The 21,270-nt window shown below is 72.3% G+C and carries 15 protein-coding genes and 1 tRNA gene; 6 read left to right on the plus strand and 10 right to left on the minus strand.

The window, feature by feature from the left end:
- Window position 1 precedes the first annotated feature (1 nt).
- From rho to argS, 7 genes are all read right to left on the minus strand, one after another.
- The gene (gene rho / locus QK288_RS13205; RefSeq protein ID WP_281264755.1) at window positions 2-2,212 is read right to left on the minus strand and encodes a transcription termination factor Rho; all 2,211 of its coding nucleotides are present in this window, start codon (window positions 2,210-2,212) and stop codon (window positions 2-4) included.
- 182 nt (window positions 2,213-2,394) lie between these two features.
- Window positions 2,395-3,309, minus strand: a complete 915-nt coding sequence (thrB, locus tag QK288_RS13210) for a homoserine kinase (protein ID WP_281267593.1) — start codon at window positions 3,307-3,309, stop codon at window positions 2,395-2,397.
- Between the two features lie 74 nt (window positions 3,310-3,383).
- Complete coding sequence (thrC, locus tag QK288_RS13215; RefSeq protein WP_281264756.1) at window positions 3,384-4,463, minus strand: threonine synthase; 1,080 nt, start codon at window positions 4,461-4,463, stop codon at window positions 3,384-3,386.
- Between the two features lie 70 nt (window positions 4,464-4,533).
- Window positions 4,534-5,841 carry a homoserine dehydrogenase gene (locus QK288_RS13220; RefSeq protein WP_281264757.1) on the minus strand — a complete coding sequence of 436 codons (1,308 nt, stop codon included), beginning with the start codon at window positions 5,839-5,841 and terminating at the stop codon, window positions 4,534-4,536.
- 29 nt (window positions 5,842-5,870) lie between these two features.
- Window positions 5,871-7,295, minus strand: a complete 1,425-nt coding sequence (gene lysA, locus QK288_RS13225) for a diaminopimelate decarboxylase (protein ID WP_281264758.1) — start codon at window positions 7,293-7,295, stop codon at window positions 5,871-5,873.
- Window positions 7,296-7,387: 92 nt separating this feature from the next.
- Window positions 7,388-8,149, minus strand: coding sequence for an LmeA family phospholipid-binding protein (locus tag QK288_RS13230; RefSeq protein ID WP_281264759.1), 762 nt, complete (start codon window positions 8,147-8,149; stop codon window positions 7,388-7,390).
- A gap of 190 nt (window positions 8,150-8,339) precedes the next feature.
- Window positions 8,340-10,004: an arginine--tRNA ligase gene (gene argS / locus QK288_RS13235; protein WP_281264760.1), complete on the minus strand. Its 1,665-nt coding sequence runs from the start codon at window positions 10,002-10,004 to the stop codon at window positions 8,340-8,342.
- 69 nt (window positions 10,005-10,073) lie between these two features.
- Between argS and QK288_RS13240 the strand changes: the two genes are divergently transcribed.
- Window positions 10,074-10,682 (plus strand): hypothetical protein, encoded by a 609-nt coding sequence (locus QK288_RS13240; RefSeq protein WP_281264761.1) that lies wholly within the window; start codon window positions 10,074-10,076, stop codon window positions 10,680-10,682.
- A gap of 58 nt (window positions 10,683-10,740) precedes the next feature.
- On the opposite strand, the gene QK288_RS13245 is transcribed toward QK288_RS13240, so the two are convergent.
- Complete coding sequence (locus tag QK288_RS13245) at window positions 10,741-11,469, minus strand: gamma-glutamyl-gamma-aminobutyrate hydrolase family protein (RefSeq protein WP_281264762.1); 729 nt, start codon at window positions 11,467-11,469, stop codon at window positions 10,741-10,743.
- Window positions 11,470-11,560: 91 nt separating this feature from the next.
- Here QK288_RS13245 and QK288_RS13250 point away from each other — a divergent pair.
- The 4 genes from QK288_RS13250 to QK288_RS13265 all read left to right on the plus strand — a co-directional run bounded on the left by QK288_RS13250 (window position 11,561) and on the right by QK288_RS13265 (window position 18,138).
- Window positions 11,561-11,632 (plus strand) — tRNA-Arg (locus tag QK288_RS13250).
- A gap of 166 nt (window positions 11,633-11,798) precedes the next feature.
- Window positions 11,799-12,845, plus strand: coding sequence for a Gfo/Idh/MocA family oxidoreductase (locus QK288_RS13255; RefSeq protein ID WP_281264763.1), 1,047 nt, complete (start codon window positions 11,799-11,801; stop codon window positions 12,843-12,845).
- Window positions 12,846-12,889: 44 nt separating this feature from the next.
- Window positions 12,890-16,828 carry a Pls/PosA family non-ribosomal peptide synthetase gene (locus QK288_RS13260; protein WP_281264764.1) on the plus strand — a complete coding sequence of 1,313 codons (3,939 nt, stop codon included), beginning with the start codon at window positions 12,890-12,892 and terminating at the stop codon, window positions 16,826-16,828.
- On the plus strand, window positions 16,825-18,138 hold the full coding sequence (locus tag QK288_RS13265; RefSeq protein WP_281264765.1) for a M1 family metallopeptidase: 1,314 nt from the start codon (window positions 16,825-16,827) through the stop codon (window positions 18,136-18,138). The genes QK288_RS13260 and QK288_RS13265 overlap by 4 nt, the downstream gene beginning before the upstream one ends.
- Here QK288_RS13265 and QK288_RS13270 read toward each other — a convergent pair.
- Window positions 18,135-18,719: a 4'-phosphopantetheinyl transferase superfamily protein gene (locus QK288_RS13270; RefSeq protein WP_281264766.1), complete on the minus strand. Its 585-nt coding sequence runs from the start codon at window positions 18,717-18,719 to the stop codon at window positions 18,135-18,137. The two genes, QK288_RS13265 and QK288_RS13270, sit on opposite strands and share 4 nt — an antisense overlap.
- A 108-nt stretch (window positions 18,720-18,827) precedes the next feature.
- Entirely contained in the window at window positions 18,828-19,031 is a 204-nt protein-coding gene (locus QK288_RS13275) for a hypothetical protein (RefSeq protein ID WP_144765352.1), read from the minus strand.
- A gap of 211 nt (window positions 19,032-19,242) precedes the next feature.
- Between QK288_RS13275 and QK288_RS13280 the strand changes: the two genes are divergently transcribed.
- Window positions 19,243-21,240 carry a TPM domain-containing protein gene (locus QK288_RS13280; RefSeq protein WP_281264767.1) on the plus strand — a complete coding sequence of 666 codons (1,998 nt, stop codon included), beginning with the start codon at window positions 19,243-19,245 and terminating at the stop codon, window positions 21,238-21,240.
- Window positions 21,241-21,270: the final 30 nt, after the last annotated feature.

Consider the following 21,270-nt stretch of genomic DNA (forward strand, 5'->3'; position numbering starts at 1 on the left):
GTTACTCCTGGTGGCCGTGGTGACCGTTGCCGGTCGCCGGGACCGACTTCTGCACCTGGACGAGGAACTCGACGTTGGACTGCGTCTCCTTGAGGTTCCGCAGCACGATCTCGAGCGCCTGCTGCGGGTCGAGCCCGGCGAGGGCACGACGCAGTCGCCACGTGATCTTGACCTCGTCGGCGGAGAGCAGCTGCTCCTCGCGACGGGTGCCGGACGCGTTGACGTCCACGGCCGGGAAGATCCGCTTGTCCGCCAGGTGACGGTTCAGGCGGAGCTCCATGTTGCCGGTGCCCTTGAACTCCTCGAAGATCACCTCGTCCATCTTCGACCCGGTCTCGACGAGCGCCGTGGCGAGGATGGTGAGCGAGCCGCCGTTCTCGATGTTGCGCGCTGCGCCGAAGAAGCGCTTCGGCGGGTACAGCGCGGACGAGTCGACGCCACCCGACAGCACGCGACCGGAGGCCGGCGTCGAGAGGTTGTAAGCGCGGCCGAGTCGGGTGATCGAGTCGAGGAGCACGACGACGTCGTGACCGAGCTCGACCAGGCGCTTCGCACGCTCGATGGCGAGCTCGGCGACCGTGGTGTGGTCCTCGGCCGGGCGGTCGAAGGTCGAGGCGATGACCTCGCCCTTCACCGTGCGCTGCATGTCGGTGACCTCTTCGGGCCGCTCGTCCACGAGGACGACCATCAGGTGCGCCTCGGGGTTGTTCTTCGAGATCGCGTTCGCGATGGCCTGCAGCACGACGGTCTTGCCGGCCTTGGGCGGCGAGACGATCAGGCCGCGCTGGCCCTTGCCGATCGGGGCGACGAGGTCGATGATCCGGGTCGACAGCTTCGCCGGCTCGGTCTCGAGGCGCAGGCGCTCGTTCGGGTACAGCGGGGTGAGGTCCTGGAAGTCGACGCGGTTCGCGGCGTCGTCGGCGGACTGGCCGTTGATCGTGTCGATCTTCACCAGGGCGTTGTACTTCTGGCGGCTCTGCTGCTCGTTGTCGCGCGGCTGCTTGATCGCGCCGACGACCGCGTCGCCCTTGCGCAGGTGGTACTTCTTGACCTGGCCGAGGGAGACGTACACGTCGCTCGGGCCCGGGAGGTACCCGGTCGTCCGCACGAACGCGTAGTTGTCGAGCACGTCGAGGATGCCGGCGACCGGGATCAGGACGTCGTCCTCGGTGATCTCCGGCTCGAAGTCGTCGTTCTGGCCACCACGGCCGCGCTTGCGGTCACGCTGGCGACGGCTGCGGCCACTCTCGGCCTCGTCGTTGTGACGCTGCTGCTCGTCGCGCTGGTTCTGGCTGCTCTGGCCCTGGTTCTGCTTCTGCTGGCCCTGCTGGTTCTGGCCCTGCTTCTGCTGCTGCTGCTTCTGCTGGTCGCCCTGGTTCTGACCCTGCTTCTGCTGGTCGCCCTGCTTCTGCTGGTCGCCCTTGTCGGCGTCCTGCTTGCCGTTCTGCTGGCGACCGTTCTGGTCGTCCTGCGCCTGCTGGCCCTGCTGGCCCTGCTGGTCGGCGGTGTCGGCGTTCTGCCCACGGCCGCGACCACGGCCACGGCTGCGACGACCGCGGCGCTGACCGCCCTCGTGCTCGCCGTTCTGGTCGTTCTGCTGGTCGTTCTGGTCGTTCTGGTTCGACTGGTCGTCGACCGCGTCGGTCGACGACTCGGCGTCGGGTGCCTCGGCGGCGCTGGTCGGAGCCTGCTCGGCGGGCTTCTGCCCACGACGACGATGCTGGCCACCGTTCTGGCCGGCGGGCTGGCCGCCGTTCTGGCCGGCTTCGGCTGCGTCCTTCTCGGCACGGACCTGGTCGAGCCCGGCGAGGAGGTCCTCGGTACCGGTCTGACCGTGGTTGGTGTGCTCCGCTGCCGTGGTCGGCGCGGTGGTCACGTTGCCGCCGGAGGTGGCGCGGCGCGAGCGGCGAGCACGCGAGGGCGCCTCGGTCGTGGTCGCTTCGGCGGCGGGGGCCTCCGCGGCGGGGGCCTCGACCTCGGGCAGGGTGGGCTGCTCGGGCGCCTGCGCGGCAGCCGCGGGGGCCGTGGTGTCTGGCGTCGTCGCCTCGGCGGGGCGCTTGTCCTCGATGGCGGCGATGAGGTCGCCCTTGCGGAGCTTCGAGAGCCCCGTGATGCCGAGGGAGGAGGCGATGCGCTGCAGCTCGGGCAGGCGCAGTGCGCGCAGGTCGCTGGGGATCTCCACCGTGTCGGCAGAGTTGTTCACGTCGGTCAAGTTCCTGTGTTCCTTCCGAACCGCAGAGCGCGGAGATTTTTCACCGACTCCCGCACGGAGCGCACTTGCACGGGTGGGCAAGCGCAGTGCATCGGCCGCCGTTCAGACGACGGGCCGGGAATCGGTGATCTGAGGGAGATCACACCTGGGGTCGGAGATTCCCTGCTGGCTGTTGAGCCGCGCTAGGGGCGTTCTTCGTGGACCGCCGGGTGCGGCACCACTGTAGCACCACCCAGATCGACGGCCAGCATGAGCGGGTGCCAGGTGGATTCGGCGTGTCGTTCCACCAGCCCGGCGGCGGTGAGACGCTGCGCGGGATCGCTCCCGAGCACCAGCAGGCTCGGCCCGGCGCCGGACACCACGGCGGCGAGCCCGTGCTGCCGGAGCAGCCGGATGAGCACGTCGGTCTCCGGCATCGCGCTCGCCCGGTACGTCTGGTGGAGCCGGTCCTCGGTCGCGGCGAGCAGGAGCTCGGGGCTCTGGATCAGCGCGGCGACGAGGAGCGCCGAGCGGGACACGTTGAACGCGGCGTCGGCGTGCGGCACGCTGGCCGGCTGCAGGGACCGCGCGAGCTTGGTCGACAGCGTCGAGGTCGGCACGAAGACCACCGGCGAGACGCCACGGTGCACCAGGAGTCGCTTGTACGCGGGGCCCTCTGCGGTCATCCACGCGATCGTGAGCCCGCCGAAGAGCGCCGGCGCGACGTTGTCCGGGTGCCCCTCCATCTCCGTCGCGAGGGTCAGCAGGGTCGACGCGTCCAAGTCGACGACGCCCTCGAGCAGCCCCCTGGCCGCCATCAGCCCGGCGACGATCGCGGCGGCGGAGGATCCCATGCCGCGGCCGTGCGGGATCGCGTTCACCGCGTGCAGCTCGAGCCCCGGCTGCTCGACGCCCGCGTGCTCGAGACCACGCCGGATCGCACGGACCACGAGGTTCGTGTCGTCGGTCGCGACCTCACCAGCACCGACACCGTCGACCGTGACGGTCGCTCCGGGCTCGGGCCGCACACGGACCTCGACCTCGTCGTACAGGGACAGCGCGAGGCCGAGCGAGTCGAACCCCGGGCCGAGGTTGGCGGAGGTCGCCGGCACCCGCACGCGGACCGCCCGTCCGGCCGGTACAGCGTTGCGGGCGGTGACGCCCCCGTCCGGCCCGGACGAGCGGTCGGTGCTCACTGCGCGCCGGCCAGTCCGAGCACGTCCGCGACCGCCGCGGTGTCGACCGGGACGCTCGTCGGCGTCACGTCGCTACCGTCCTCGGTGCGGAGGGCCCACTGCGGGTCCTTCAGGCCGTGGCCCGTCACCGTGATGACGACGGTCGCGCCCTTCGGGATCTGCCCGGCGTCGGCGCGCTCGAGGAGCCCCGCGACACCGATCGCCGATGCGGGTTCGACGAAGACGCCGACCTCTGCCGACAGGATGCGGTGGGCGGCGAGGATGCCGGCGTCCGTGATCGCGCCGAAGTAGCCGTCCGTCTCCTCACGCGCTTCGAGGGCGAACTTCCACGATGCGGGGTTGCCGATGCGGATCGCCGACGCGACCGTCTCCGGGTGCTCGACGACGGCGCCGTTGACGATCGGCGCCGAGCCGGCAGCCTGGAAGCCGAACATGCGCGGCAGCTTGGTCGAACGACCGGCGGCGACGTCCTCGCGGTAGCCGCGGGAGTACGCCGTGTAGTTGCCGGCGTTCCCGACGGGCAGGAAGTGGAAGTCCGGCGCGTCGCCGAGGACGTCGACGACCTCGAACGCGGCGGTCTTCTGCCCCTCGATGCGGTCGTTGTTCACGGAGTTGACGAGGTGCACCGGGTAGTTCGCGGCGAGGTCGCGCGCGATGTCGAGGCAGTCGTCGAAGTTGCCCTGGACCTGCAGCAGCTGGGCGTCGTGGGCGACGGCCTGGCTGAGCTTGCCCATCGCGATCTTGCCCTCGGGGACGAGCACGGCGGCGGTGATGCCCGCGTGCGTCGCGTACGCGGCGGCCGAGGCGCTCGTGTTGCCGGTCGATGCGCAGATGACGGCCTTCGCGCCGTGCTCGACGGCCTTCGAGATCGCCATCGTCATGCCGCGGTCCTTGAACGAGCCCGTCGGGTTCATGCCCTCGAACTTCACGTAGACGTCCGCGCCGGTGCGCTCCGACAGCCGCCGCGCCGGGATGAGCGGCGTGCCGCCCTCCCCCAGCGTGATGACGGGCGTCGCCTCGGTCACGTCGAGACGGTCGGCGTACTCGCGCAGGACTCCCTGCCACTGGTGGGCCATCAGGGTTCTCTCTCTGTCTGGTGCTTCGGGGCTGGTGGAACGGGGGCGGTGCTGGTCGGGACGGTGCTGGTCAGGCGCCGACGACGCGGAGCACGCTGGCGACGTCGGTCACGGTCGCCTCGCCACGGAGGGCTGCGACGGTGTCGGCGAGGTCGGACTCGCGTGCTTCGTGCGTGCCGATCACGAGGGTGGCGGTGCCGCCCGCACCGTGGGCGCTGGACTGCTCGACCGTCTCGACGCTGACGCCGTGCTTCGCGAGCACGCCCGCGACGGTCGACAGCACGCCGGGGGCGTCCGTCACGTGCAGGGTGATCTGGTAGCTCGTCCGGACGGTGCCGATCGGGAAGACGGGCAGCGCGGACTGCGTCGACTCGGCGACACCGGGGCCGCCGATCACGTGCCGACGAGCAGCGGACACCAGGTCGCCGAGGACCGCGGAGGCAGTCTCGACACCACCGGCACCTGCGCCGTAGAACATCAGGTCGCCGGCGGCTTCTGCCTCGACGAAGACGGCGTTCTTCGCGCCGTGGACGCTCGCGAGCGGGTGGGTGTCCGGGACGAGCGCCGGGTACACGCGGGCGCTGACGCCTTCGCGACCGTTCTCGTCCGTCAGGCGTTCGCACGTCGCGAGGATCTTCACGACGTAGCCGGCCTTGCGCGCGGCACGGACCTGCTCGATGGTCACCGAGGTGATGCCCTCGCGGTGCACGGCGGCGAGCGGCACCGAGGTGTGGAACGCGAGCGACGCCAGGATCGCGGCCTTCTGCGCGGCGTCGTAGCCCTCGATGTCGGCGGTCGGGTCGGCCTCGGCGTACCCGAGCTCCGTCGCGGTCGCGAGGGCGTCCTCGAACGTGGCGCCTTCGCGGTCCATCAGGTCGAGGATGAAGTTCGTGGTGCCGTTGACGATGCCCATGATCCGCTCGATGCGGTCTCCCGCGAGCGAGTCGTGCAACGGGCGGATGATCGGGATCGCCCCGGCGACGGCGGCCTCGTAGTAGAGCTGCGCGCCGACCTGCTCCGCCGCGGCGAAGAGCTCGGGGCCGTGCGTCGCGAGGAGCGCCTTGTTGCCCGTCACGACGTCGGCGCCGGACTGCAGCGCCTGCAGCACGAGGGTGCGTGCCGGCTCGATGCCGCCGATGAGCTCGACGACGATGTCCGCGCCGAGGATCAGCGAGCCGGCGTCCGTGGTGAAGAGCTCCCGCGGGAGGTCGACGTCGCGCTGGGCGTCGACGTCACGGACGGCGATGCCGACGAGCTCCAGGCCGGCGCCGGCGCGCGATGCGAGCTCGTCGCCGTGCTCGAGGAGGAGTCGCGCGACCTGCGAGCCGACCGAGCCGGCTCCGAGCAGCGCGACGCGGACGTTGCGGTATTCGATCATGTGGTGCGTGTCTCCGGGATCTCGGGGGCTCACCGCGCGGCACCTGCTGCGGCCGCGGGCGACACCCCGGTGTCGCGGGCGAGGAGGTCGTCGACCGTCTCACCACGGACGAGGATACGGGCTCGACCGTCGGCGACCGCCACGACCGGCGGGCGACCGACGTGGTTGTAGTTGCTCGCGAGGCTCCAGCAGTAGGCACCGGTCGCCGCGACCGCCAGCAGGTCGCCGCGGTGGACGTCCCCGGGGAGGTACTCGTCGTGGACGACGATGTCCCCGCTCTCGCAGTGCTTGCCGACGACGCGGGTCAGCACCGCATCGGCGTCGGAGGCACGAGCGAGGCGCGCGGTGTACTCGGCGCCGTACAGGGCGGGGCGTGCGTTGTCGCTCATGCCGCCGTCCACCGACACGTAGGTGCGCGTCGCCTGGTCGTGCCCGTCGGAGGTCTCGAGCGTCACGGGCTTGATCGTGCCGACACGGTAGAGCGTGAGCCCCGCTGGCCCGACGATGTACCGCCCGGGCTCGACGGCGACCTCCGGCACGGGGATGCCGCGCTCGGCGCAGGCATCCGCCACGATCGTCGCGAGGGCGTCCGCCACGTCTTCCGGTTCGAACGCCGAGTCCGCCTCGGTGTAGTCGATGCCCCACCCGCCGCCGAGGTTGAGCTCCGGCACCGGACCGGACTGCACGAGGGTCGCGTGCACGTCCATCAGACGACGAGCGGCTTCACGGAAACCGGACTCGTCGAAGATCTGCGAACCGATGTGCGAGTGCAGCCCGACGAACGCCAGGGACGGCAGGGATCGGATCGTCTCCGCGGCGGCGACCGCCTCGGTCAACGGGATGCCGAACTTCTGGTCTTCCCGAGCCGTCGCGAGGTACTCGTGCGTCGAGGCGTGCACCCCGCTGTTGATCCGGATGCGGACACGCTGGACGACTCCGGCGGCGGCCGCGGCGTCGGCGACCCGCTGCACTTCTTCGTGGCTGTCGAGCACGATCGTCCCGACACCCACCTGCACCGCGCGGGCGATCTCGGCGTCGGACTTGTCGTTGCCGTGGAACCCGAGCCGACCGGGGTCGACACCGCCGGCCAGGGCGACCGCGAGCTCTCCCCCGGTGCACACGTCGACGCGGAGGTCTGCCTCGGCCATCCACGCGGCGACCTGGGTCGTGAGGAACGCCTTGCCCGCGTAGTAGACGTGCGCCGTCGTGCCGATGCGACCGAACGCCTCGGCGAAGGCGTCGCGCACCCGGACCGCGCGCGACTGCACGTCACGCTGGTCGACCACGTAGAGCGGCGTGCCGTACTCGGCCACCAGGTCGTCGGCGGACACGCCGCCGACCGCGAGCGAGCCGTCGTCCGTCCTGGTCGCGGAAGCGGGCCAGATCCGCGCGGTCAGCGCGGAGGCGTCCGTCGGGAACCGCAGCCGCGGCGGGGCAAGTGGGTTCTCGCTCACAGGACCCGATCCTACCGAGCCGGGACGGGCCTCCCGGCCTGCGTTACGCCGCTGTGGACAAAACCGCTGTGGACGAAACCGCTGTGGAGCAGTCAGCACGTTCCGGTGGTCTGGAGGCCCTGCTCGCTCAGCGGGAGCTCGTCCGCCGTGACGCGCACCGTCGCGTGCGCCGCCGTCACGTCGAGCGACCGGACCCGCAGCGACTCGGGGAGGAACTGCGCCGTGCACACCGACACGGGCGTGTTCGTCACCCCGGGGATGTCGTCCACCTTGAGGTCGAGTGCCGAGTTCGTGATCCTGACCGTCTTCGGGGTGATCGTGATGCCCTTGCCGTCGCTCTGGGCGACGACGGAACCGCGGGCCTCGTACGAGATGTCGTAGCCGAGCACCGCGGTCGTGCCGGACAGCTGCACGCCGCCGTCGACGAGCGACATCCGGTCGAACAGGGGGCTGTACTTCGACAGGTCCTTCACGCTCGACGCCGCGAGCGTCACGGTGCCGTCCACGTCGTGCACGGCTCCTGCGCCGTCGATCGGCACGTCGTGCGCCGTGACGTCGGCGGCGAGCGGGACGCCGTCGACCGTGATCTTCTCCGACGAGATCTCGACCTCGTCGAGGGAGCCGCCGATCAGCTGCGGGATGAGGACGCCGTTCGCGTGGGCGTCGACCGTCCCCTCGGTCCCGGCGGGCAGGGACTGCTCCACCTGCTGCGCGATCATCCGGTCCACGACGCCGCGGAGCACGAACTCGGCGATGACGACGAGCGCGGCGAGCACGACCACGATGCCGATCACGACGATCGTCAGGGTGCGGCCGCGGCGGCGCCGCTTCGGGGTGTCGGTTGCGGTGGACATGCGTCCCACCTTGCCAGCGTCCCCCGGCAGCCCGCCTGGAGGCTCGGCACGGGTCGGGCTCGTACGTCGCGTCCGGCGCGTGGTGCGGTCGCCGGTTGCGCCCGCTGACGAACATCGCGCCCCGTCGTGACGGGGCGCGATGTTCGTGGTGGGGTGCGACGCCGAAGCCAGCGTGGCCGGCGCGCGGAGACTACATGCGCTCGGGGGCGCTCACGCCGAGGAGCCCGAGGCCGTTGCGCACGACCTGGCCCGTCGCGTCGTTCAGCCAGAGCCGCGTGCGGTGCAGGTCGGTCACGTCCTCGTCCCCGAGCGGCGTCACCCGGCAGGCGTCGTACCAGCGGTGGTAGAGGCCGGCGAGCTGCTCGATGTACCGCGCGATGCGGTGCGGCTCCCGGAGCTCGGCGGCCTGCCGGACCACGCGCGGGTACTCGGCGAGGGCCCCGAGGAGCGCACCCTCGGTGTCGTGCGTGAGGAGCGACGCGTCGAACGCCGAACGGTCGACACCCGAGGCCGCGGCGTTCCGCGCGACGGACTGCGTACGGGCGTGGGCGTACTGCACGTAGAACACCGGGTTGTCGTTGGTGCGCTTGGTCAGCAGGTCGAGGTCGATGTCGATCGCGGTGTCGATCGCGAACCGCACGAGCGCGTACCGGCCGGCGTCGACACCGACTGCCTCGACGAGGTCCTCCATCGAGACGATCGTGCCGTTGCGCTTCGACATCCGGAACGGCTGGCCGTCCTTCAGCAGGTTGACCATCTGGCCGATGAGGATCTCGAGGTTCTTGCCCGGCTCGTCACCGAACGCGGCGCACATCGCCATCATGCGGCCGACGTAGCCGTGGTGGTCCGCGCCGAGCATGATGAGGTTCCGCTCGAACCCGCGCTCGCGCTTGTCGAGGTAGTACGCCAGGTCGCCGGCGATGTACGCGGGCTCCCCGTCGGACTTGATGACGACACGGTCCCGGTCGTCGCCGAAGTCGGTCGTGCGGAGCCACTGGGCGCCGTCGGCCTCGTACATCTGGCCCTGCTCCTGCAGGCGCTCGATGGCGCGCTCGACGGCCTTCGACTCGTGCAACGAGTTCTCGTGGAAGTAGACGTCGAAGTCGACGCCGAACTCGTGGAGCGACTGCTTGATGTCGGCGAACATGAAGTCCACGCCCTCACGGCGGAACATCTCCTGCGCCTCGTCGCGGGGGATGTCACGGACGTCCCCGTCGAAGGTGGCGAGCACGCGGGCCGCGATCTCGGCGATGTACGCGCCGCCGTAGCCGTCCTCCGGTGCCGGTTCCCCGAGCGCCGATGCGACGAGCGACCGGGCGAACCGGTCGATCTGGCTGCCGTGGTCGTTGAAGTAGTACTCGCGGGTGACGAGGCCGCCCTGCGCCTGGAAGACCCGGGCGAGGCTGTCGCCGACCGCCGCCCAGCGGACACCGCCCATGTGGATCGGTCCGGTCGGGTTCGCGGACACGAACTCCAGGTCGATGCGCACCCCGTCGTACAGGTCGCCGTGCCCGAAGGACTCGCCGGACTCCACGATGGTGCGGGCGATCTCGCCGGCCGCCGCGGCCTCGAGCGTGATGTTGATGAAGCCGGGGCCCGCGACGTCCACCGAGGCGACACCGTCGAGCTCGGTCAGCTCGCCGGCGATCTCGGTCGCGAGCTCCCGCGGGTTCGTGCCGAGGCGCTTCGCGAGCTGCATCGCGGCGTTCGACGCCCAGTCGCCGTGCGCCCGGTTCTTGGGGCGCTCGAGGGCGACGTGCGACTCCTCGACGGTCACGGTGTCGGACGCGCCTCGGCGCTCGACGATCCCGGTCAGGATCGACAGGTACGCGGCGGAGAGTTCGGCAGGAGTCACGGCGCACGAGTCTACCGGGCGAGCGAGGACCCACCGGTCGCACCCGGCGACGTGCAGCATCATGTCCGCATGACCACCCGACGATCCGCCCGGGCGATCAGCGTCGCCGCGCTCGCCGTCCCCGCAGCCCTCGTGCTCGCCGCCTGCTCCGGCGGCGACTCCGGCGGGTCCCCCACGCGGACCCCGACGACGGCTCCGAGTGCGAGCGCCACGGCCGCCCCGATCGGCAAGCGCATCAGCCAGACGTGTGCCGAGCTCGTGCCGGACACCACCTTCGCCGTGTACGGGAAGCAGTTCGAACTCGACGCGTCCGCGACTCCGGAGAAGGGGTCGGCAGCGGCGAAGATCGCCCAGCAGCGCGGCCGCGTCTGCGTCTTCCACGAGGTGTCGGACGAGTCCATGACGATCACGCTGGCCGTCGCGGACCTGCCTGAGAAGTCGCTCACGAACCTCAAGGACGCACTCTACGAACGCGGCGGGTCGGTGCCGACCTACCGCGTGGAGGGGTACTTCGCCCTGACCGACGACGTCGGCCGCGCCGACGCGTTCGCCGACCCGTACTGGATCACCACGTCCTCGACACTGTTCACCGAGCCGGGCTCCGCCCAGCCGGTCGTCGACGCCGTCCGCCAGGCCCTCGCGCCGGCCGCCTCCTCGACCGCGACCCCGGCAGGCTGACGCGGGTCGGACCGACTGGAGGCGCGGCGCCGGACCGCCACGGGCCTCCCGTCGGACGTCAGTCGCGTGACGGCAGCATCGCGACCAGCAGGTCGCGGAGCGCGGTGCCACGGGCACCGGAGTCCTCCGGGTGCCACTGCACCGCCCAGAGCGGCGCAGTCTCGTGCTCGACCGCCTCGACCGTGCCGTCCGGCGCGGTGGCGACCACGCGGAGTCCGTCGCCGACCCGCCCGACCGCCTGGTGGTGCGACGACCGCACGTCGAGCTCCTCGGATCCGAGCGCCGCTGCGAGCCGACTGCCCGCCGCCACCGACACCCGGTGGTCGACCATGCTCTCCGCGGGGTCCCCCGGCGCCACGTGCCCGCCGTGCTCGAGGTGCTGGACCAGGTCGCCACCCAACGCCACGTTGATCACCTGCATGCCACGGCAGATGCCGAGCGTCGGCAGCCCGTCCGTGACCGCCGCCCGGACCGCCTCGATCTGCGCGAGGTCGGCGACGGCGAAGTGCTGCCCGCGCCCCTCGTAGTCCTCGGGGCCGCCGTAGTGCGCCGGGGCGACGTCCTCGCCGCCCATCACGAGCACGCCGTCGGCGTCCGCCAGCGCCCGCCGCAGTCCAGCGGGCCCGAGCTGCTCGGCGGCCGCCCGACGCGGCTCCCACCCCGCGGCGCGGGCGACCTCGACGGCACGCCTGGTGAGCGTCGTGAGGGCGTCGTGGAACGCGGGATCGTGTCGGTCGGCGTCGCTGACGTCGACCACGGCGAGGACGGGACGCGCTCCTGGCTGCATGGGACGATCATGGCGGAAGTCGGGCACGCCCGGGGTGCAGCCGGTGGTCCCGGGGCGGGGTCGGGACCTGCTACGGTTGTTCCCACCCAGGGCCCCCATAGCTCAGGGGATAGAGCACTGCCCTCCGGAGGCAGGGGCGGAGGTTCGAATCCTCCTGGGGGCACAGTGACATTTCCGATCAGGCCGATGTCTTCGCTTCGCTCAGTCAGCGGCGATCGACATCGCGGCAGGCCGCGACCGTTCCCCGTGGTCACCTCCGGGGCGGACGCACCAGTCTCACCCGTGGTCACCTCCGGGGCGGGACCCACCGGTCGCGGTAGCGTCCGTGCATGTTCTCGTTTCCGGTGCACACCGCTGAGCCGCTCCGAGGCGGGCCGACACTCCGCTGGGGTGTGATCGGGCCCGGCGAGATCGCACACGACTTCACGAGCACCCTGCACGCCAACTCCGACCAGCGCGTCGTCGCCGTCGGGTCCCGCTCCCCCGAACGCGCAGCCGCCTTCGCCGCCCGACACGGGGTCGACGGCGTGCACGGCTCGTACGAGGCACTCGTCGCCGACCCCGCGGTCGACGTCGTCTACGTCGCCTCTCCACACCCGCAGCACCTCGGACACGCACTCCTCGCGATCGCCGCCGGCAAGCACGTCCTCGTCGAGAAGCCGATGACGACCTCGGCCGCGGACACCAGACGCCTCGCCGACGCGGCCCGCAGCGCCGGGGTGCTCGCGATGGAGGCGATGTGGACCAGGTACCTCCCGGGCACCACCGTCATCGCGCAGCTCATCGCGGACGGTGTCCTCGGCGACGTCCACCTGGCGACCGTCGACGTCGGCTGGCCGCACGAGCCGGACCCGGCAGACCGAATGTTCGATCCGGAGGCCGGCGGAGGCGCGCTCCTCGACGCCGGCGTCTACGGCCACTGGTTCGCCCGCTTCGCCACCGGTGCCCCGGTGACCAGCCGGACGACGGGAGCGGTCTCGGATCGCGGGGTGGACCTCCAGTCCGTCACCGTGTCGACGGCCACCGGCGGCGCGCAGTCCGTGGTGACCACGTCGATGACGGCGTGGACGCCCGGTCTCGCCGTCGTCGCGGGCACCGAGGCGACCGTTCGGTACACCGACCACTTCGTCTTCCCCGCCTCGTTCGTGCTGCACCACGCGGCCGGTGAGGACCGGTGGTCCGAACCGACCGGGCTCCGCGGCAGACAGGGTCTGGCGTGGCAGGCGGCAGCGCTCGCACGGTACGTGTCGGACGGCCGGACGGAGTCGCCGCTGCACGGGCTCGACGACTCGATCGGACTCGCGACGGCGCTCGACGACGCCAGGGTCGCCCTCGGCGTCCGGGGTGTTTCCGAGCACGACACCTCCGCCCCCTAGGATCACCGGCCGGTCGACCAGTCCACGACCGGGAAGAGGACGCGATGCCCATCGTCACCGGGAACCCGCAGCGGGAACTCGCCCGCGGCGACCTCGCCGCCGACCCGCGGACGCTGCTCGACGTCCTCACCGCGACCGCGGACGCGCACCCGGAGGCGCTGGCGCTCGAGGACCCGGACGGGACGATCGACTACCGGACGCTCGTGTCGCTGGTGCGCGAGCGAGCGGACGACCTCGCGGCCCGCGGTGTCCGGCGGGGCGACCGGGTGGGCATTCGCGTCCCGTCCGGCCGCCGTGACCTCTACCTGTCCATCCTCGCGGTGCTCGCTGCCGGTGCGGCGTACGTGCCCGTGGACGCGGACGACCCCGAGGAGCGCGCGACGCTGGTGTTCGGCGAGGCCGGCGTCGTCGGCGTGATCGGTGCGGGCGGGGTGCTGCGCACCCGCGACGGCGCCGCGATCCCGGTCGGCGGCGACGGGGACCAGGCGCCGACGACGGCGGCTCCGACCATCGACGACGACGCATGGATCATCTTCACGTCCGGCTCCACCGGCGTCCCGAAGGGCGTCGCGGTCACCCACCGTTCCGCAGCGGCCTTCGTCGATGCCGAGGCGCGGATCTTCCTGCAGCGCGCACCGATCGGGCCAGGGGACCGCGTGCTCGCCGGGCTGAGCGTGGCGTTCGACGCGTCCTGCGAGGAGATGTGGCTCGCGTGGGGGCACGGCGCGTGCCTGGTGCCGGCGCCCCGCTCCCTCGTCCGGACCGGCGTGGACCTGGGTCCGTGGCTCATCGTGCACGGCATCACCGTCGTGTCCACCGTCCCGACCCTCGCGGCGCTCTGGCCGGACGACGCCCTCGAGCAGGTCCGCCTGGTGATCTTCGGCGGCGAGGCGTGCCCGCCGGAGCTCGCTGCCCGCATCGCCTCCAGGGACCGCGAGGTCTGGAACACCTACGGTCCGACCGAGGCCACCGTCGTCGCGTGCGGCTCCCTGATGGACGGGTCGGCACCGATCCGCATCGGCCTGCCCCTCGACGGCTGGGACCTCGCCGTCGTGGACCCGGCGGGCGCCAGGGTCGCGCCGGGCGAGGTCGGCGAACTCGTCATCGGCGGCGTCGGACTCGGCCGGTACCTCGACCCGGCGAAGGACGCCGAGAAGTACGCGCCGTTCCCGTCGCTCGGGTGGGAGCGCGCGTACCGGAGCGGCGACCTGGTCCGGTACGACCAGGAGGGCCTCGTGTTCCAGGGTCGTGCGGACGACCAGGTGAAGCTCGGCGGCCGCCGCATCGAACTCGGCGAGATCGACGCCGCGCTGCAGGCCCTCGACGACGTCGCGGGCGGTGCCGCCGTCGTGCAGCGGACCCCCGCGGGCAACCAGGTCCTCGTCGGGTACGTCGCCCCCGTCGCCGGTGCGACGATCGACACCGCGGCCGCGAACGCCAGACTCCGCGAGGAGCTGCCGGCGGCGCTCGTCCCGTTCCTCGCCGTCGTCGACTCCCTGCCCACCCGCACGTCCGGCAAGGTCGACCGTGCGGCGCTCCCCTGGCCGTTGACCGGTCCCGCCGGCGGCGACACCGCGGTGCTCCCGCCGACGGTCGCCTGGATCGCCGAGCGCTGGGCCGCGATCCTCGGCGTGCCCGTCACCGGCGAGGACGACGACTTCTTCGCCCACGGCGGCGGGTCCCTGACGGCCGCGCAGCTGGTGTCCGCGATCCGTGAGCGCTACCCGACGACGACCGTGGCCGACGTGTACGACCACCCGCGGATCGGCGCGCTGGCCGATGCGCTCGACGCATCGGGACCGGTCGCCGCCGCCTCGCGCGACGTCCGTCCGACACCGCCGGCGACGGGGCTGACCCTGACGCTCCTCGGCCTCCCGGTGCAGCTGCTCCGCGGCCTGCGGGTCCTGACGTGGACGGCGCTCGTCGCCGGGGTGCTGCACGTCACCACGCTGCCGTTCCTGCCGGCACTGCCGGTCCCGGTGCTGGTGCTCGCACTGCTCGTGTTCGTCACCCCGATCGGGAAGATGGCGCTCACCGTCGCCCTGGTCCGGCTGGTGCTGCTCGGCGTCCGACCGGGAGACCACCCGCGCGGCGGATCGGTACACGTCCGGGTCTGGCTCGCGGAACGGATCGCCGAGGCCGTCGACGGCCCGTCCACCGCCGGCGCCCCGTGGATCAGCTACTACGCCAGGGCCCTCGGTGCGACGATCGGCCGCGACGTCGACCTGCACACGCTGCCGCCGGTCACCGGCATGCTCACGATCGGCAAGCGTGCGTCGATCGAGCCCGAGGTCGACCTCGCGGGCCACTGGGTCGACGGCGACGTGTTCCGACTCGGGCGCGTCCAGGTCGGCTCGGACGCGGTCGTGCACAGCCGCACGACGCTCATGCCGGGCGCAGCGGTCGGCGCGGGTGCCGAGATCGAGGCCGGCTCCGCCGTCGCCGGGCGGGTCCCGGACGGGGAGCGTTGGGCGGGATCGCCGGCGGAACGCGTCGGCTCGGCCAGGCACGACCGGGAGGCCCGTCCCCCGGCCCGTCGTCGCTGGCTCGTCGCGTACGGGGCCGGGTCGGTGGCCGTGGCCGGTCTGCCGGTGGTCGGCGTCGCGGTCGGCCTGTTGGTCGCCGTCGCGATCGTCGGCCGCGCCACGTCGCTCGGCGCCGCCGTGCTGCACGCCCTCGCCGTGGTCCCCCTCGCGACGATCGTGGCCGGCACCGTGTACGCCGGGCTCGTCGTGGCGGTCGTCCGGCTGCTCGGGATCGCCCTGCACGAGGGCAGGCACCCGGTCCGCTCCCGGATCGGCTGGCAGGCGTGGTGCACCGAGCGGGTCCTCGACGCGGCACGGACGCTGCTGTTCCCCCTGTACGCGAGCCTGGTCACGCCGCTGTGGCTCCGGCTCCTCGGTGCCAGGGTCGGTCGCAACACCGAGATCTCCACGGTGCTCCTCCTGCCCTCCCTCACGCAGATCGCATCCGGGGCGTTCCTCGCCGACGACACCATGGTCGCCACGTACGAACTCGGCGGTGGCCGGGTCACCATCGGGAAGTCCAAGGTCGGGCGTCGCGCGTTCCTCGGCAACAGCGGCATGACCGGCGCCGGGCGCAACGTCCCGCGCGAGGCGCTCGTCGCGGTGCTCTCCGCCGTGCCGAAGAAGGCCAAGCGCGGGTCGTCGTGGCTCGGCTCCCCGCCGGTCCGGCTCCGACGTGCCGCGACGACGTTCGACGAGGAGCGCACCTTCCGTCCGCCGGCGCGCCTCCGTGTCGCCCGCGGCTGCTGGGAGGTGCTGCGGGTGCTCGCACCGATGGTCTCCGCGGCGATCGCACTCGGTGTCGGCGCCTCCCTCGTCGCGCTGTGGTCGGCCGTCGGGATCGGGTGGACGGTCCTCCTCGCCGCGCCCGTCCTGATCGTCGCCGGGGCCGTTGCCGCGATCGTGTCGACGATCGCGAAGTGGGCGTTCGTCGGGCGGATCACCGCCACGGAACACCCGCTCTGGTCGTCCTTCGTATGGCGGAACGAGGTGCAGGACACGTTCGTGGAGACCGTCGCACGGCCGTGGTTCGCCGAGCAGGCGACGGGGACGCCGGCGTTGGCCGCGTGGCTCAGGAGCCTCGGCGCGACGATCGGGCGGGGCACCTGGCTGGAGACGTACTGGCTGCCGGAGGCCGACCTCGTCACGATCGGTGCCGGGGCGACCGTCGCGCGCGGTACCGTCGTGCAGACGCACCTGTTCCACGACCGCGTCATGCAGCTCGAGGAGGTCCGCGTCGACGCCGGCGGCACCCTCGGGCCGCACAGCGTCGTCCTGCCCGCCGCCGGGATCGGCCCGGGAGCCACCGTCGCACCGGCGTCCCTGGTGATGCGCGGCGAGCAGGTCCCTGGAGGCACCCGCTGGGCAGGGAACCCCATCGCGCCGTGGGAGGACTCCCCCGGGGACTCCGCCTGGGATGGGCCGTCCGCCCGCGTGGCAGACTCGACGGCACCGTGAAGCCGACGAACGCAGCCGACCCCTACACCCCGCACAGTGGAGACCGTCGTTGGCGTGCCGACCACTACGAGCTCCGGCTCGACTACCGCGTCGCGACGAACCGGCTCGACGGCACCGCGACGATCACCGCGACCGCCCTCGAGGACCTGGACAAGGTCGTCGTCGACCTGCACGGGCTGTCGGTCGATCGGGTCGACATCGACGGGCAGCGTGCGCGGAAGACGACCACCGCCGTCCACAAGTGCACGGTGACGCCGGCGACCCCGATCACGTCGGGCACCGAGTTCACCGTGCACGTCCGGTACCGCGGCACCCCACGACCGCTCCGGAGCCCGTGGGGCCAGATCGGCTGGGAGGAACTGACCGACGGTGTCATCGTCGCCGCCCAGCCCACCGGTGCGCCGTCGTGGTTCCCGTGCAACGACCGACCGGACGACAAGGCCACCTACCGCTTCGAGATCACGTGCGAGACCGGGTACGACGTCGTTGCGAACGGCGAGCTGCTCGGCAAGGAGCGCACCGGCCGCGGCACCAGGTGGACGTACGCGACGACCGACCCGATGGCCACCTACCTGGCGACCGTGCAGATCGGGCGCTACCGGACGCACGCGATCCGCGGTGCCGACGTCCCCGTGACGCTGCACCACCCGGCCGACCTGGCCGCTGCGGCGAAGACCGACTTCGGGCAGGTGCCGGACATGCTCGCGCTCTACGCCGACCGGTTCGGGCCGTACCCGTTCCCCGCGTACGGCGTGGTCGTGACCGACGACGAGCTCGAGATCCCGCTCGAGGCCCACGGGCTGGCGGTCTTCGGCCGGAACCACGTCGACGGTGAGCACGGCACCGATCGACTCATCGCCCACGAACTCGCGCACCAGTGGTTCGGCAACTCCGTGACGCTCGGACGGTGGCGGGACATCTGGCTGCACGAGGGCTTCGCCTGCTACGCGGAGTGGCTCTGGTCCGAGCACCGCGGCGGTGACGACGCCGATCGGCTGGCCGACGAGCACCGCGCCGGACTGCTCGACCAGCCGGAGGACCTCGTCGTCGCGGACCCCGGGCCGAAGGACATGTTCGACGACCGGGTCTACAAGCGCGGCGCACTCGCACTGCACGCACTGCGTCGGACCATCGGCGACGACGCGTTCTTCGCCGGGCTGCGCACGATCACCGAGCGACACCGCCACGGCACGGTCGCGCCGTCCGACGTGCTGGACGCCTTCGCGACGGCGTCCGACCGATCGGTGACGGCGATCGACGCCGTCGTCGCACCGTGGATCGACGACCCGGGCGTCCCGGAGCTCCCCTAGCGGCGGTCCTCGAGTTCCAGCGGCACCCCGTCCGCTGCGACGGCGAGCACGAGGTCCTCCTCGAGGCGCACGAGGGATACCGGATGCGCCACCCCCTCGAGGGCGGCCGACCCGGTCGTCACGTCGACGTCGACCGCGCCGGGGTCGACGCGCATGCCCCTGCCGTCGCGCTTCAGGACGGCTTCCTTGCCGGCCCAGCACGCCGCGAGGAGCGCCGCATCGCCCGCAGACCGCGCGCGCTCCCCCGCCGTGAACGCGTCGAGGGGCGCCGCGGCCACCCGTCCGACACGCTCCACGTCGACGCCGAGCGCTGCAGGACCGACCGCGAGTGCCACGGCGCCGTCCGTCCGCGACAGGCTCACGCCGATCCGGGTGTGTGCTGCCCGGCCTTCCACCGCGGCCCACGGCCGCCCGTGCGCGGTGCTGCCGCAGTGCGCGCAACGGCGCCCGCCGCGAACCGTCGTGGGGTCCGCTCCGGTGACCTCCGCGACGAACGCGAGCAGAGCCTCCCGGTCGGCCGTCCGCGTCACGCCGGGCGCGCTGACGCGCACCGACACGGTCTGGAGGCCCGGATCACCCACACACGCACCATACGACCGCGCGTACCGACCTCCTGCGAACACAGCGAGACACCGCCGGATGCGGCGGTGTCTCGGAGGTCCTGCGGTGTCTGGGTGAGTCCGCGGTGATCAGGCGTGCGTCAGTGCGATGAGTGCGACGTTCATCGTCGAGTACAGCCCCTCTGAGCGGGTGGCCTGGCGCACGCGTCCGCGGAGCACCTCGTACCGGCCGTCGTGCTCGCGCACGAACCCGATCACCCCGCTGGCGGGCGTCGAGACGCGGTGGAAGCCGTCCTCGAGCGGGACTACTTCGGTGCTGGTCGTTCGTTCCATCGTCGACCCCTTTCGTCGTCGAAACGGTCACCGCGGATACTACCCCGATCGGGGGACAGACGGCGTCCCCCGTGAGTGTTCTCCACAGGTGCGACGCTTCCCGGACGAGTGCTGCGCTGCCTGGATAGACTCCGGGCGACGGCGCCCTTCCGCGGCGTTCCGGGGATGCGCCGGGACGGTCGGGACGGTGCCGCCGACGGACGGAGGACGGATGCGAGCGGTCCAGGGCGGATCGAGCAGGATCGGGTCGACCACGGGCAGGGGGACGTCCAGGCGCTGGGCAGCGCGACTCGCTGCGGCGACGATCACCGCCCTGCTGGTGCTCGCGCCGGCGACCGCGGCTCGGGCGACCGCGCCGGTCGGCCTCGATGGCGCGTACGTCCTCGACGACGCCGATGCGCTGACGTCGTCGCAGCAGTCCGACGTCGAGCAGGCGGTGCAGGACCTCTACTCGGAGACGAAGACGCAGCTCTACGTCGTGTTCGTGCCGGAGTTCACGGACCCGACCGACCACGGCGCATGGGGCGACGCGGTGATGAGCAAGAACCAGATCCAGAACGACAGCATCCTGCTCTCGATCGCGGTGGACGAGCGCAACTACGACGTCCAGCAGACCAACGAGACCTCCATCAGCTCCGGCGACGTCGAGTCAGCCGTCAACGACGACCTGCTCCCCAAGCTCAAGGCGGACGACTGGGCAGGGGCTGCCACCGCCTTCGCGAACGGACTCGCCCAGACGCAGCAGCCGCCGAACCTCACGTGGCTCTGGATCCTGCTGCTCGTCGTGGTGGTCGCGATCGTCGTCATCGTGCTCGTGATCCGGACGCGGAACAAGCGGAGGACCGCCGCCGCGACCAAGGCGCAGCAGGCGTCCCTGGCGGACCTCGAGCGCACAGCGGGTGCCGCGCTCGTGACCATCGACGACGAGCTCCGGACCGCTGAACAAGAGGTCGGCTTTGCGACGGCCCAGTTCGGCCCCGACGCCGCGAAGCCCTTCGCCGATGCCGTCGCCACCGCGCAGAAGAACGTCCGCAAGGCGTTCACGTTCCAGCAGCAGCTCGACGACGAGATCCCGGACTCCCCCCAGCAGCGGGCCGACTGGTCGAACCAGATCATCGCGATCTGCGAGCAGGCCCACGCCGCGATCGAGGAACAGACCGACTCGTTCGACAAGCTCCGATCGCTGGAAGACGGCGTCGAGGCGGCGGCCGTGTCCCTCGGCGAAGCGGTCCGCGCCGCCCCGGCGACGGTGACCGATGCGGCTGCATCGCTCGAACGGATCAGGAGCACCTACAGCGGCCGCACGCTCGCGACCGTCGCCGACAGTGTCGACCAGGCGCGCCAGGTCCTCGAGTACGCGACCGAACGATCGCAGGCAGCAGACGCCGCCATCTCGAGCGGTGACAAGGGCCAAGCCGTCGTCGCCGTCCGGGACGCCCAGCACGCGCTCGCGCAGGTGCAGCAACTCAGCGCGTCGGCGACCGGCGCAGAGGCGTCGTTCCGTGAAGCGACCGCTCGGGTGGACGCGATGCGCCTCGACATCGAGGGCGACGTCGCGGCGGCCCGCGCCATGAAGACCGGCGGACCAGACCTCGCGTCGGCCGTCGTCACGGCGGAGACCGTGCTGCGAGAACGCCTCGACCCGAAGGACCCGATCGCCGCGGTCGACGCACTGACGCAGGCGAACACCGCCATCGACGCCGCGCTCGCCTCGGCCCGCGGTGCCGAGGAGCAGAACCAACGCGCGATGCAGGCGCTCGACGCGGCGCTCCGCGACGCCCGGACCAGGATCAGTCAGGCGCGCGAGTTCATCTCGCTTCGTCGTGGTGGCGTCGGCCCGACGGCACGGACCCGCCTGTCCGAGGCGGAACGGGCACTCGACGACGCGGTCCAGCTCGCTACCACCGACCCGCAGCGGGCGCTGCAGGCGGCCCGCGCCGCCGAGCAGTACGCGGCGGCGGCGATGGACGAAGCCGGCAACGACATGGGCGGGTGGCCCGGCGCAGGCGGCGGGGGCGGCGGGAACGGCGCCCAGCTCGGCGGCCTCGTCACCGGCATCATCCTCGGCGGGCTCCTCGGCGGCCGCGGCGGCAGCTACGGCGGCGGGTCGTTCGGCGGGGGCGGTTTCGGCGGCGGAGGCGGAGGCGGGGGCTTCGGCGGCGGAGGCGGAGGAGGCGGCGGCGGCTTCTCGGGCGGAGGTCGCTTCTGAGCAGATCCGCTGAGTCGCACCACCTCGCAC

It is taken from the genome of Curtobacterium sp. 9128 (assembly GCF_900086645.1).
GTDB lineage: Bacteria > Actinomycetota > Actinomycetes > Actinomycetales > Microbacteriaceae > Curtobacterium.

Excerpts from the sequence above, each read along its gene's own strand:
- QK288_RS13240 (WP_281264761.1), top strand. The coding sequence starts at position 10,074 with ATGACCACCCGACGATCCGCCCGGGCGATCAGCGTCGCCGCGCTCGCC.
- QK288_RS13260 (WP_281264764.1), top strand. The coding sequence starts at position 12,890 with ATGCCCATCGTCACCGGGAACCCGCAGCGGGAACTCGCCCGCGGCGAC.
- QK288_RS13245 (WP_281264762.1), bottom strand. The coding sequence starts at position 11,469 with ATGCAGCCAGGAGCGCGTCCCGTCCTCGCCGTGGTCGACGTCAGCGAC.
- QK288_RS13230 (WP_281264759.1), bottom strand. The coding sequence starts at position 8,149 with ATGTCCACCGCAACCGACACCCCGAAGCGGCGCCGCCGCGGCCGCACC.
- QK288_RS13275 (WP_144765352.1), bottom strand. The coding sequence starts at position 19,031 with ATGGAACGAACGACCAGCACCGAAGTAGTCCCGCTCGAGGACGGCTTC.
- QK288_RS13280 (WP_281264767.1), top strand. The coding sequence starts at position 19,243 with ATGCGAGCGGTCCAGGGCGGATCGAGCAGGATCGGGTCGACCACGGGC.
- QK288_RS13220 (WP_281264757.1), bottom strand. The coding sequence starts at position 5,841 with ATGATCGAATACCGCAACGTCCGCGTCGCGCTGCTCGGAGCCGGCTCG.
- QK288_RS13255 (WP_281264763.1), top strand. The coding sequence starts at position 11,799 with ATGTTCTCGTTTCCGGTGCACACCGCTGAGCCGCTCCGAGGCGGGCCG.
- thrC (WP_281264756.1), bottom strand. The coding sequence starts at position 4,463 with ATGGCCCACCAGTGGCAGGGAGTCCTGCGCGAGTACGCCGACCGTCTC.